The 12,230-nt window shown below is 70.2% G+C and carries 10 protein-coding genes; 8 read left to right on the top strand and 2 right to left on the bottom strand.

Features of this window, described 5'->3' with window-relative positions; all coding sequences use genetic code 11:
- On the bottom strand, positions 1–1,020 hold a 1,020-nt coding region (locus tag PUT80_RS32460), incomplete at its 3' end, for a serine/threonine-protein kinase (RefSeq protein ID WP_275294444.1).
- Positions 1,021–1,261: 241 nt separating this feature from the next.
- Here PUT80_RS32460 and PUT80_RS32455 point away from each other — a divergent pair.
- The 5 genes from PUT80_RS32455 (at position 1,262) to PUT80_RS32435 (ending at position 8,255) form a co-directional block, all read left to right on the top strand.
- A complete protein-coding gene (locus tag PUT80_RS32455) occupies positions 1,262–3,127 on the top strand; it encodes a methylmalonyl-CoA mutase subunit beta (RefSeq protein WP_275294443.1) in 1,866 nt (621 codons plus the stop codon).
- The gene (gene scpA / locus PUT80_RS32450; RefSeq protein WP_037816078.1) at positions 3,124–5,292 is read left to right on the top strand and encodes a methylmalonyl-CoA mutase; all 2,169 of its coding nucleotides are present in this window, start codon (positions 3,124–3,126) and stop codon (positions 5,290–5,292) included. Before PUT80_RS32455 ends, scpA begins: the two co-directional genes overlap by 4 nt.
- Before the next feature lie 3 nt (positions 5,293–5,295).
- The gene (gene meaB, locus PUT80_RS32445) at positions 5,296–6,288 is read left to right on the top strand and encodes a methylmalonyl Co-A mutase-associated GTPase MeaB (RefSeq protein ID WP_037816077.1); all 993 of its coding nucleotides are present in this window, start codon (positions 5,296–5,298) and stop codon (positions 6,286–6,288) included.
- Between the two features lie 175 nt (positions 6,289–6,463).
- Positions 6,464–6,778: a hypothetical protein gene (locus PUT80_RS32440; protein ID WP_037816076.1), complete on the top strand. Its 315-nt coding sequence runs from the start codon at positions 6,464–6,466 to the stop codon at positions 6,776–6,778.
- A 190-nt stretch (positions 6,779–6,968) separates the two neighbouring features.
- On the top strand, positions 6,969–8,255 hold the full coding sequence (locus tag PUT80_RS32435) for an amidohydrolase (protein ID WP_037816075.1): 1,287 nt from the start codon (positions 6,969–6,971) through the stop codon (positions 8,253–8,255).
- A 608-nt stretch (positions 8,256–8,863) separates the two neighbouring features.
- Here PUT80_RS32435 and PUT80_RS32430 read toward each other — a convergent pair.
- Positions 8,864–9,316 carry a gamma-glutamylcyclotransferase gene (locus PUT80_RS32430; protein WP_199817833.1) on the bottom strand — a complete coding sequence of 151 codons (453 nt, stop codon included), beginning with the start codon at positions 9,314–9,316 and terminating at the stop codon, positions 8,864–8,866.
- Positions 9,317–9,447: 131 nt separating this feature from the next.
- Here PUT80_RS32430 and PUT80_RS32425 point away from each other — a divergent pair, with 131 nt between their 5' ends.
- The 3 genes from PUT80_RS32425 (at position 9,448) to PUT80_RS32415 (ending at position 12,221) form a co-directional block, all read left to right on the top strand.
- Entirely contained in the window at positions 9,448–10,851 is a 1,404-nt protein-coding gene (locus PUT80_RS32425) for an NAD(P)H-quinone dehydrogenase (protein WP_037816072.1), read from the top strand.
- A 78-nt stretch (positions 10,852–10,929) separates the two neighbouring features.
- Positions 10,930–11,382 (top strand): hypothetical protein, encoded by a 453-nt coding sequence (locus tag PUT80_RS32420; protein ID WP_275294442.1) that lies wholly within the window; start codon positions 10,930–10,932, stop codon positions 11,380–11,382.
- A 197-nt stretch (positions 11,383–11,579) separates the two neighbouring features.
- Positions 11,580–12,221, top strand: a complete 642-nt coding sequence (locus PUT80_RS32415) for a hypothetical protein (protein WP_275294441.1) — start codon at positions 11,580–11,582, stop codon at positions 12,219–12,221.
- Positions 12,222–12,230: the final 9 nt, after the last annotated feature.

The raw sequence follows: 12,230 nt of genomic DNA, 5'->3' as shown, positions 1-12,230 counted from the left end.
GGGCAGCGGCGGTGATGGGGGCAGCGGGGGAGCGGGGGCGAAGGCTGGCGCGGAACCGGTGTTTCCCGAGCGCATGAACGGCAGCGGGCCGGGGTCCGCGGCGAGTGCGGCGGGCTGCTCCGGCGAGTCCGGTTTCGGGGCGACCGTCTTGATGACCTGGGTGTCGGTGGCGTCCAGGTGCGCGGCGGTTTTCTTGCCGTCCGGCGTGCGGAACAGCTCGGGGCCGAACAGGTCCACCGTGGCCTTGGTCTGCTTCGGGTACAGCCGGTGGCGCACCTCGCGCAGGGAGATCCGCTTTTCCGGCTCCTTCTTCATCAACGCGGCGATGACGTCGGCCAGCGGGCCCGGCTTCGGGCGCGGGACCTTGCCGTTCACGACCTTGCCGACGGTTTCCAGCGGGTCGCCGTCCGCGTCGTACGGGGGTGCGCCTTCGACGGCGGCGAACAGCGTCGCGCCGAGGCCCCACAGGTCCGCGTTGGGGGTGACCGCGCCGCCGGACGCGACCTCCGGCGAGATGTAGGCGGGCGAACCGAGCATGATGCCGGTCCTGGTCATGGTGGCTTCGGAGACGTTGCGGGCGATGCCGAAGTCGGTGAGCTTGATCCGTCCGTCGCTGGCCACCAGGACGTTGCCCGGCTTCACGTCGCGGTGCGTGATGCCTGCTTCGTGGGCTGCTTCAAGGGCGGCGGCTACCGCGATGCCGACCGCGGCGGCCTGTTCGACAGTCAGCGGGCCGTGGTCACGCAGCAGGTGCGCGAGGCTGCGCGACGGCAGCAGCTCCATCACGACGAACGGGGCGTCGTTCTCGCGCGCGACGTCGTGCAGCGTGATGACGTTCGGATGCGACAGCACCGCGATCGCCCGGGCTTCGCGGAGCGTGCGCTCGCGCAGTTCGTCCGCCTGTTCGGCCGGGATGCCCGGCGGCACCTTCATCTCCTTGACCGCGACCGGGCGGTGCAGGAACTCGTCGTAAGCCGACCAGACCGTGCCCATCGACCCCGACCCCAGAACCGACCGCAGCCGGTAGCGCCCGGCGACTACCCGCGGCTGGTCGCCGCCGGTCGACGGCTCGGCGTTCGCGGAGCCGGTGCTGTCGGTGTTGCCGGGCTGGTCCTGGTCGCTGTTCTCCGAGGGCACCCCATGATTGTGGCCCACCCCGCCGACACTCTTCGACCCAGCACCGCTACCCCTGAGTTCACCCGTACGGGGGGCGAGCAGAGTCACAGGTGCGGGTGGTGGCCTGCCTCTACCATCACTGGGTATGACGAACGTGGCTGGTCCGGAGTCGGCGCCGACTTCCGAGCCCGGGCTCGCGCTCGCGGCGGAGTTCCCGACCGCGGACCGCGCCCAGTGGCAGGAGCTGGTGGCGGGAGTGCTGCGCAAGAGCGGCAGGCTCCCGGAGGATTTCGCGGGTGCGCCGGAGAGCAAGCTCGTCTCCCGCACCTACGACGGCATCGAAATCCAGCCGCTATACACAGCCGAAGACGCGGGCGGCGACCTCGGCTTCCCGGGGCTGCCGCCGTTCGTGCGCGGGGCCCGGCCGGAGGGCGTCGTCGACACCGGGTGGGACATCCGGGTCCGTCACCAGCGCGAAGACGCCCGGGCGGCGAACGCGGCGATCCTCGCCGACCTCGAAGGCGGCGCGTCCTCGGTGTGGCTGCGGCTCGGCGAGGGTTCGCTCCCGATTTCCGCGCTCGCGGACGCGCTGAACGAGGTGTACGTCGGTCTCGCGCCGGTCGTCCTCGACGCCGGTGCGGAGTACGAAACCGCTGCTCAGGTGCTTCTCGACCTCTTCGCCGAGCGCGAGGTCCCGGCCAGCGAAGCCGTCGGCACGCTGGGTGCGGACCCGCTCGGTACCTCGGCGCGCACCGGGCACTCTCTCCCGCTCGGCCCGGCCGCCGAATTGGCCGCGAAGGTTGCCCCTAAGTACCCCAAGGTCCGCACGATCGTCGCCGACGGACTGCCGTTTCACGAGGCAGGCGGCTCGGACGCGCAGGAACTCGGCGCGACGATCGCGGCCGGCGTCGCTTATCTGCGTGCGCTCACCGAGGCTGGTCTGGACGTCGCCGCGGCGGCCGCGCAGATCGAGTTCCGGCTCGCCGCGACCGCGGACCAGTTCCTCACCATCGCCAAGTTCCGCGCCGCGCGCCGGCTGTGGGACCGGGTCCTCGAAGTCTCCGGTGCAGCCGCGGAAGCGCGCGGGATGCACCAGCACGCGGTCACGTCGCCGTCGATGTTCACCCAGCGCGACCCGTGGGTGAACATGCTGCGCACGACCGTCGCCTGTTTCGCAGCCGGGGTCGGCGGCGCGGACGCGGTCACCGTGCTGCCGTTCGACGCGGCGATCGGCCTGCCGGACGCGTTTTCCTCCCGGATCGCCCGCAACACCAACGCGATCCTCATCGAAGAGTCGAAGCTGGGCAGCGTGATCGACCCGGCGGGCGGCTCCTGGTACGTCGAGAAGCTCACCGACGAACTCGCCGAAGCCGCGTGGCGCGAGTTCACCGCGATCGAGGCGGCTGGCGGTATCGAGGCCGAGCTGGCTTCCGGTGCGCTGGCCGGACGGCTCGCCGAGACCTGGGCAAAGCGCGCGAGCCGCCTCGCCACCCGGCGCGACCCGCTCACCGGCGTCAGCGAGTTCCCGAACCTGGACGAAAAGCCAGTCTCCCGCGAGCCGCTTCCGTCCACTGTGGACGGCGGACTCCCGCGCCACCGGTACGCCGAGGAGTACGAGAAACTGCGCGACGCGTCCGACGCGTACCTCGCCAAGCACGGCGAACGGCCGAAGGTTTTCCTGGCCACGCTGGGTCCGGTCGCCGCGCACACCGCCCGTGCGTCCTTCGCGACGAACCTGCTCCAGGCGGGCGGCGTCGAGGCGGTCAACCCTGGCGCGACCGACGATCTGCCCGGCGCGTTCCGCGAGAGCGGCGCGAAGATCGCCTGCGTCTGCGGCACTGACGCGGCATATGAGGAACAGGCCGCGTCCGTCGCGGCGTCGCTCGGCGCGGACAGCGTGCTGCTGGCGGGCAAGGGAACCTACGACGGAATCAGCGGCAATCTGTACGCCGGGTGCGACGCGCTCGAAATCCTGACCAGCCTCCACGCACAGCTGGGAGTCTCCGCATGAGCATCCCGAATTTCGCCGACATCCCGCTCGGCACGCCGGAACCGGGCGACCGGGCCGCGTGGGCGCAGGCCGTGCAGGACGCCACCGGCAAGGGCCCGGACGCGCTCGCCTGGGAAACCCCCGAGGGCATCGGCGTGAAGCCGGTCTACACCGCCGCCGATCTGTCCGATGTGGACTTCCTCGGCACATACCCCGGCATCGCGCCGTACCTGCGCGGGCCGTACCCGACGATGTACGTGAACCAGCCGTGGACGATCCGCCAGTACGCCGGGTTCTCCACCGCGCAGGAGTCGAACGCCTTCTACCGCCGCAACCTCGCGGCCGGGCAGAAGGGCCTTTCGGTCGCGTTCGACCTCGCGACCCACCGCGGCTACGACTCCGACCACCCGCGCGTGTCCGGCGACGTCGGCATGGCCGGCGTGGCGATCGACTCGATCTACGACATGCGCCAGCTGTTCGACGGCATCCCGCTCGACAAGATGTCCGTCTCGATGACGATGAACGGCGCGGTGCTGCCGGTGCTCGCGCTCTACGTGGTCGCGGCCGAGGAGCAGGGGGTGAAGCCGGAGCAGCTCGCGGGGACCATCCAGAACGACATCCTCAAGGAGTTCATGGTCCGCAACACTTACATCTACCCGCCGCAGCCCTCGATGCGGATCATCTCCGACATCTTCGGCTACACCTCGCAGCACATGCCGAAGTACAACTCGATCTCCATCTCCGGCTACCACATGCAGGAGGCCGGAGCGACCGCCGACCTGGAGCTGGCGTACACGCTCGCGGACGGTGTCGAGTACATCCGCGCGGGCGTCGAAGCCGGGCTGGACGTCGACAAGTTCGCGCCGCGGCTGTCGTTCTTCTGGGCCATCGGCATGAACTTCTTCATGGAGGTCGCGAAGCTGCGTGCGGCGCGCCTGCTGTGGGCGAAGCTGGTGAAGCAGTTCGACCCGAAGTCGCAGAAGTCGCTGTCGCTGCGTACGCACTCTCAGACGTCAGGCTGGTCGCTCACCGCGCAGGACGTCTTCAACAACGTCACGCGTACGTGCGTCGAGGCGATGGCTGCCACCCAGGGGCACACGCAGTCGTTGCACACCAACGCTCTCGACGAAGCGCTCGCGCTGCCCACCGACTTCTCCGCACGGATCGCGCGCAACACACAGCTGTTGCTGCAGCAGGAATCCGGCACCACGCGCGTCATCGACCCGTGGGGCGGCAGCGCGTTCGTCGAGAAGCTCACCTACGACCTCGCGCGCAAGGCGTGGGGTCACATCACCGAAGTCGAGGGCGCGGGCGGCATGGCGCGCGCGATTGACGAAGGCATCCCGAAGCTGCGTATCGAAGAGGCGGCTGCGCGTACGCAGGCGCGCATCGACTCGGGACGACAGCCGGTCATCGGCGTGAACAAGTACCAGGTCACCGACGACGAGCAGATCGACGTGCTGAAGGTCGACAACGCGGGCGTACGCGCGCAGCAGCTCGAGAAGCTGCGTCGGCTGCGCGAAGAGCGCGACCCGCAGGCCACTGAGGACGCGCTGCGCCGCCTCACCGAAGGTGCGCAGAACAACGGCAACCTGCTCGAGCTGGCCATCAACGCCGCGCGCGCGAAGGCCACCGTCGGCGAGATCTCCGACGCCCTGGAGAAGAACTGGGGCCGCCACTCCGGCCAGATCCGCACGATCTCCGGCGTGTACCGGGAAGAGGTGGGGAAGTCGGACAACGTCGAGAAGGCCCGCGAGCTGGTCGACAAATTCGCTGAAGAGGAAGGCCGCCGTCCGCGGATCCTCGTCGCGAAAATGGGCCAGGACGGCCACGACCGCGGCCAGAAAGTCATCGCCACCGGCTTCGCCGACCTCGGCTTCGACGTCGACGTCGGCCCGCTTTTCTCCACCCCGGCCGAGGTCGCCCGCCAGGCGTCGGAAGCGGACGTGCACGTGATCGGCGTGTCCTCGCTGGCCGCCGGGCACCTGTCGCTGGTGCCCGCGCTGCGCCACGAGCTGGCCGAGCTGGGCCGCGAGGACATCATGGTCGTGGTCGGCGGCGTGATCCCGCCGCAGGACTACCCCGAGCTGCGCGAAGCGGGAGCGGCGGCGATCTTCGGCCCGGGCACGGTGCTCGCGGACGCCGCGATCGACCTGCTCCAGCAGCTGGCCGCGCAGGAGTCCTGAACCTTGCCGCGGCGGATCGACGTCGGCGAATACGCGAAGGGCGTGCTCGCGGGCGACCGGGGGACCCTGTCCAAAGCCATCACGCTGGTCGAATCGCATCGCGAGGACCACCGGCGGCAAGCCCAGGAACTGCTGGTCGAGCTGCTCCCGCACGCCGGAGGGGCGAAACGCGTCGGCATCACCGGCGTGCCCGGAGTCGGCAAGTCGACATTTATCGACCAGCTCGGCACCGACCTCACCACGGCCGGGCACCGGGTCGCGGTGCTCGCCGTCGACCCGTCCTCGACGCGCACCGGCGGGTCGATCCTCGGCGACAAGACCCGGATGGCGCGGCTCGCGGTCGATCCGAAGGCGTTCATCCGGCCGTCGCCGACGTCCGGCACGCTCGGCGGCGTCGCCCGCGCCACCCGCGAGACGATCGTGCTGATGGAGGCGGCCGGCTTCGACGTCGTGCTGGTGGAGACGGTCGGGGTCGGGCAGTCCGAGGTGACCGTGGCGAACATGGTCGACTGCTTTCTCTTCCTGACCCTCGCGCGCACCGGCGACCAGTTGCAGGGCATCAAAAAGGGCGTGCTGGAACTCGCCGACGTGATCGCCGTGAACAAGGCCGACGGCCCGCACGAACGCGACGCCAAGCGCGCCGCGCGCGAACTGCAGGGCGCGCTGCGGATGATCTACGGCAAGGACGCGCTCTGGACGCCGCCGGTGCTCACGTGCAGCGGTCTTGAAGGCAGCGGCCTCGACGAGGTGTGGGCGGCGATCGGGAAGCACCGCGAGGTGCTCACCGAATCGGGTGATCTTGGCGAGCGGCGCAAACGCCAGCAGGTCGACTGGACGTGGTCGATGGTCCGCGAGCAGCTGCTCGACCGGCTCACCGCGCATCCGGCGGTCCGCGCGCAGGTAGCCGACGTGGAACGGGCGGTGCGCGACGGAGAACTCACCGCCACGCTGGCCGCGCAGCGGATCTTGGCCGCGTTCGCCGAGCCCTCTTCTTGAACGTCGTCCAAGAAGAGAAAACGCTGTCCGCGCAAGTGTCTTTTGCCCGTCTTCGGGGCTTGTTGCGCTCGACGGTCGTCAGCACGAGGCGAGCGGACGCGCCTCCACCGCGTGGCGGCTGACGCGCCCGCTCCTCGACAGGCACAATGCACGGTGACGGCGTAGAAGGGAAGTCATGGCGAAGGTGCGGGGACTGCTGCTGGCCGGTCTGCTCGGCGTGCTGCTCACCGGAGTGCTGCCCGCGGCGGCGTCCGCGGCGACCCCGGCTCCGGCGTCGGTCACCGTGGCGGCTGAGACGGCGATCACGCAGGTGAACGGGTTCCGCCAGGCCCCGCCGGGACCGGTGCTGGACCCCTCCCAGACCGACAAGGCCAACGCCGACAAGACGAAGAAGAACCTCATCGCGGGCGGGGCCGCGGTGGTGCTGCTCGCCATCGTGTTCTTCGGCCGCCGCCACCGCATCAAGCGCCGCAAGGCTCAAGGCGGCTGAGCTTTCCGGCGTTCACCCACGCCGAACTTCGTCAGCCGTTCGCCGCAGATCCGCTACCGGCCGTCTTGGTCGAACGGCAGCGCACCGCCGCTTGCCACCTGCATGGTGCACGATCGACTCCAATGCGTAAGACAGATCGATCGGCACGTTGCGTGTTCCCCTGCGCTCGTGTTGCGGGAGGAGGTGCGGCGTGACGGTGCTGGATTCACGGCCGGACGTTCCAGGTGACCACAACCCGATCGCGGCGCCCGGCGCGCTGCTGACCGAAGCCGGCGTCAGCATGGCTCCGGTGGAAGACCTTGGCGCGGGCCGCGGCCCGTTCTGGCTGGACGACTGGCTGCGCGCGAACGCGACGGACGTGCTCGCGTGGCGGCGGCACATCCATGCCCACCCCGAGCTGTCGCGCAACGAGTTCGCGACGACCGAGCTGATCGTCTCGCTGCTGCGGCGCGTCGGCCTCAAGCCGTGGGTGCTGCCCGGCGGCACCGGCGTGGTGTGCGACATCGGCAAGGGCGAGCGCTGCGTGGCGCTGCGCGCGGACATCGACGCGCTGCCGCTGACCGAGGACACCGGCCTGCCGTACTCCTCCACCACCGACGGCGCGGCGCACATGTGCGGCCACGACGCGCACACCGCGATCCTGCTCGGCGCCGGCCGCGCCCTCGCCGGCGCGCCCGAGCTGCCCGGCCGCGTGCGGCTGATCTTCCAGCCCGCGGAGGAGGTCATGCCCGGCGGCGCGCTGGACATGATCGCCGCGGGTGCGCTGGAGGGTGTCGAGCGGATCTACGGCCTGCACTGCGACCCGCGGCTCGAAGCGGGCAAGGTCGGGACCCGGGTCGGCGCGCTGACGTCCGCCGCCGACCTGATCGAACTGCGCCTCACCTCGCCCGGCGGGCACACGTCGCGGCCGCATCTCACCGCTGACCTGGTGTACGCGCTGGGCACGGTCATCACGTCGCTGCCGTCGGTGCTGTCCCGGCGCGTCGACCCCCGGTCCGGCACGGTGCTGGTGTGGGGCGCGGTGCACGCCGGACAGGCCGCGAACGCGGTCCCGCAGGACGGCGTCCTGCGCGGCACGCTGCGGACCGCCGACCACGAGGTGTGGAAGGCGCTGGAGCCGCTCGTCGCGTCCTCGGTGGAATCGCTGCTGGCCCCGACCGGCGTCGGCTTCTCGCTCGACTACCGGCGCGGCGTGCCGCCCGTCGTGTCCGACGCGGAGTCGACCGCGCTGATGCGCGCCGGCGTCGAGGCCGCAGTAGGCGAAACGGGCCTGGCCGGGACGGAACAGTCGTCTGGCGGCGAGGACTTCGGCTGGTACCTGGAGCACGTCGGCGGGGCCTTCGCCCGGCTCGGCGTGTGGTCCGGTCCGCCCGCTCCGCAGGCCGACATCCACCGCCCGACGTTCGTCCTCGACGAGCGCGCGCTGCTCGTCGGAGTCCGCACTTTGGTGCACACCGCACTGGCCTCGCTGGCCTGAGTTATCCACAGGCGGCGCGCCGATGTGGATAACTCAGGCGGGTGAGAGGTACCCCTCGTGCGGGGGTGTCAGCGGGGGATTACGCGGCGTGGTCTAGACCGCGGATGCCCCTGCTGTAGCCTGTTTACCGAGAGTCATTTCGGACTTTTGTGCTGCCCGAGTGCGGTGGTGGGCCGATGGCTGCCGGTGGTGGATTTCGTGTTGTGCCGCAACGGCTTTGGCGGAATCCGGGACCGCTCGTGGTGCTTCGCTGACCTGATTTCTGACGTCATTGTTGGTGACGCACCGCTATTTTTCCTGCGCTCTGCGGTGTCGGATGCCCGTGTGGGTGAGCCTCTGCCGTGTGGTATTGGGCGGCTGTCCAGCGAGGCCGCGGACCTCCCGGTCGCACGGAGTTATCCACAGGGCGACACCGTTGGGGACAACTTTCGGCCCTCTGCTACCGCGGGTGTGGATGACTCCGGAAACGAGCGTTTCGGGCAGCCCGCGACGAGGTCGAAGCCGCCCCGGTGGTTCGCCCATCGAACGGCTGAAGGTCCGTGAAGGGCTCCTTGAGGGAATCAGATTCCCGCAAGGAGCCCTTCACGGACAGTAAGTCGGAGCGAACGTCAGCCGCTGATCCCGGTGCACGGCCGGGTGCGCAGATCGTCCACGTAATCCGCCGGGGCCCCGGCCGCCTCCGCGGCGTCCGCCAGCACCCCGAGATAGCGCGCCGAGGGCAGCCCGCCCTCGTAAGCGTCCAGGACGTACAGCCAGGCCAGCACCGAGCCGTCCATCGTCTGGACCCGCAGCCGGATCTTCGTGTGCATCCCCAGCTCGCCGCCTTCCCAGCGGTCGAGCCGTTCCTCGTCGAGCGCGGTCACGTCGTAGATCACCACGAACACCCGCGACGACGGGTCCTCGACGATGGTGGCCAGCGCGCCTTCCCACCCGATGTCCTCGCCGCCGAAGGTCAGCCGCCAGCCTTCCAGCCAGCCGGTGCCCGCCATGGGCGAGTGCGGGGCGCGCTCCAGCATCTGGGCGGGCTCCATGTTGGATCCGTAAGCGGCATACAACGGCACGCGGCACAGCCTAGCGACCCATCCGTCGCACGATCGGATGCACATGCCGTGTCCGGGCACTTCGCTTGCCGGTCAGGTTCGCCGCGTAGGGTCAGGACCACCGCCAAGCACGCGTACATAGGAGGACCCAGGTGACCAGGATCGTGATCATGGGTGGCGGCCCGGCGGGCTACGAAGCCGCCTTGGTCGCGGCGCAGCACGGCGCCGACGTGACGATCGTCGAGCGGGACGGCCTGGGCGGCGCCTGTGTCCTTTACGACTGCGTGCCCTCGAAGACGTTCATCGCGTCGTCCGGCGCGCTCGCGAAGATGCACGACCTCGGCGAACTCGGCATCAACACCGACATGGCGGACACCACCGTCGACCTGCCGACTGTCCACGGGCGAGTGAAAGGCCTGGCGCTCGCGCAGTCGGCCGACATCCGTGCCCGCGTGCAGCGCGAGGGCGTTCGCGTGATCACCGCGGAAGCCCGGTTCGCCGACGACGAGCCGGGTCTGGCCACCCACACGGTGGAAGTCACGCACTCCGACGGCACGGTCGAATCGCTGTCCGCCGACGTCGTGCTGATCGCCACCGGCGCGACCCCGCGCGTGCTGCCCGGCGCGGTGCCGGACGGCGAGCGGATCCTGGACTGGCGTCAGCTGTACGACCTCACTGAGCTGCCCGAACACCTCGCGGTGATCGGTTCCGGCGTCACCGGCGCCGAGTTCGCGTCCGCGTACACCGAGATGGGCGTGAAGGTCACCGTCGTGTCCAGCCGCGACCGCGTGCTGCCGCACGAGGACGCCGACGCCGCCGCGGTGCTCGAAGAGGTCTTCACGCAGCGCGGCACCACGGTGGCCAAGCAGGCCCGTGCGGAACGCGTCGAGCGCACCGAGAAGGGCGTCGAAGTTCACCTGGCCGACGGTCGCGTGATCGAGGCGAGCCACGCGCTGATGACCGTCGGGTCCATCCCGAACACCGCCGACATCGGTCTCGACCGCGTCGGCATCGAGCCCGGCCCCGGCGGCTTCATCGCGGTGGACCGGGTGTCGCGCACGAGCGTCCCCGGCGTGTACGCGGCGGGTGACTGCACCGGCGTGCTGATGCTCGCGTCCGTGGCGAGCATGCAGGGCCGCATCGCGATGTGGCACGCGCTGGGCGAGGGCGTCGCGCCGATCAAGCTCAAGACGGTCGCCGCGAACGTGTTCACCCACCCGGAAATCGCGACCGTCGGCATCAGCCAGCAGGCGATCGACTCCGGCGAGGTGCCCGCGCGCACGATCATGCTGCCGCTGGCGACCAACGCGCGCGCGAAGATGGAAGGCCTGCGCCGCGGTTTCGTGAAGCTGTTCTGCCGCCCGGCTACCGGTGTGGTGGTCGGCGGTGTCGTGGTCGCGCCGTCGGCGAGCGAGCTGATCCTGCCGATCGCGCTGGCCGTGCAGAACCAGCTGACGGTGGACCACCTGGCGCTCACGTTCTCGGTGTACCCGTCGCTGTCCGGATCGATCACCGAAGCGGGCCGTCAGCTCATGCGGCACGACGATCTGGACTGATTTTTCCCGGCCGGGCAACCCCGTGCCGCACACCGCGTCTAGCGGGTTGAGGACGTGTGGCACGGGGAAGGAACAAGGGTGCGCAAGAGCGCGATTTTCGCGGTGGCGGCGGCGATCGGTTTGGCCGGGACAGCGGTCCCGGCGGTGGCGGCGGACGGGCCCGCCCCCGATCCGGTGACGGTGCAGCTGAACCAGGACACCGCGGTGCTGCACGGCCAGGTGAACGCCTACCAGCGCGGCTCGGACCCGAACGTGGCGTTCGCGTACTGCCCGGGTGCCAAGACGGGCACGGCGGCGTTCAGTTCGCCCGCGCTGCAGTTCTCTCAGTACTTCTACGGCGAGATGGTCGGCGTGAAGGCCACGATGAGCGCGCACGCGAACCTGGTGCCTGGCACCAAACCCGGCAGTTATCCGCTCACCGTCACGTGCGCCGGGAAGCAGTACAACGCGACGTTCACCGTGCCCGCCGCGCAGGTGTCGCGGGTGCCCCAGGGCGCGGCGAAAGCGGGCGACGGGAGTCTCGCCAGCTAATCATCCATGCTTCGAAAAACCGCCGGGAAATTGTTTCCGGCGGTTTTTTCGTGTCCGGGGCAACCCCGCGGCGGGCGGAGGCGTCTTGGTGGTTGTCGGAACGAAAACGCCCGGGCCGCAGGGGGAACTGCCGGCCGGACGCGGATTCGCCGCTGCCCGTGCGCGGCGGGAATCGTATTTTCATCAAGGGGAGTGCCATGAAGCGTACCGTTGTTTTCTCCGCTCTGGTCGCCGCCGGAATGCTTTCGGCAGCACCGGCTTTCGCCGCTGAAACGTCCGCCACGCCGCCTCCGTCGAGCACCACCACCGCTCCGCCGTCCTCCACGCCGGAGGAACCGCCTGGCGACAGCGGCGGCGTGCCGAAGGCCTTCATCCGGGTGCTGCCGTCGTCCGGCCACGCCGGGGACCGCGTCACGGTGCGCGTCGGCTGCGAGGCCTCGCAAATCAAGAACCTGAGCTCGGCCGCGCTGCAGTTCGGCAAGCTGCACCCGGTCGGTCCGCAGGGCGACCCGTCGAAGGCTCCGGTCTCGCAGGGCACCGCGACCGTCCGCAACGGCGTGAAGCCCGGTACGTACAAGGTTTCGTTCTCCTGCGGCAGCGGCGACATCGCCACGAAGTTCACCGTGCTGGGCGCGAAGCCCGTCCCGAAGCCGACGCCCACGCCCGCGCCCAAGCAGGTCAGCAAGGTCCCGTCCGGCGCGCCGCAGACCGGCGGCACGGACGGTCCGGTCGCGGACAACCAGTCGGACCTCGGCCTCCCGCTCGCGGCGGGCGCGATGGGCGTGCTGGCCCTCGGCGGCACCGGGCTCGTGGTGGCGCGTCGTCGCCAGCGTGGCTGACTAGTCTCC

The organism is Amycolatopsis sp. La24, assembly GCF_029087445.1.
In the GTDB taxonomy this organism is placed as follows: Bacteria; Actinomycetota; Actinomycetes; order Mycobacteriales; family Pseudonocardiaceae; genus Amycolatopsis; species Amycolatopsis nivea.
The sequence above is the reverse complement of the archived record's forward strand: the minus strand, read 5'-3'. Positions and strand labels throughout refer to the sequence as shown.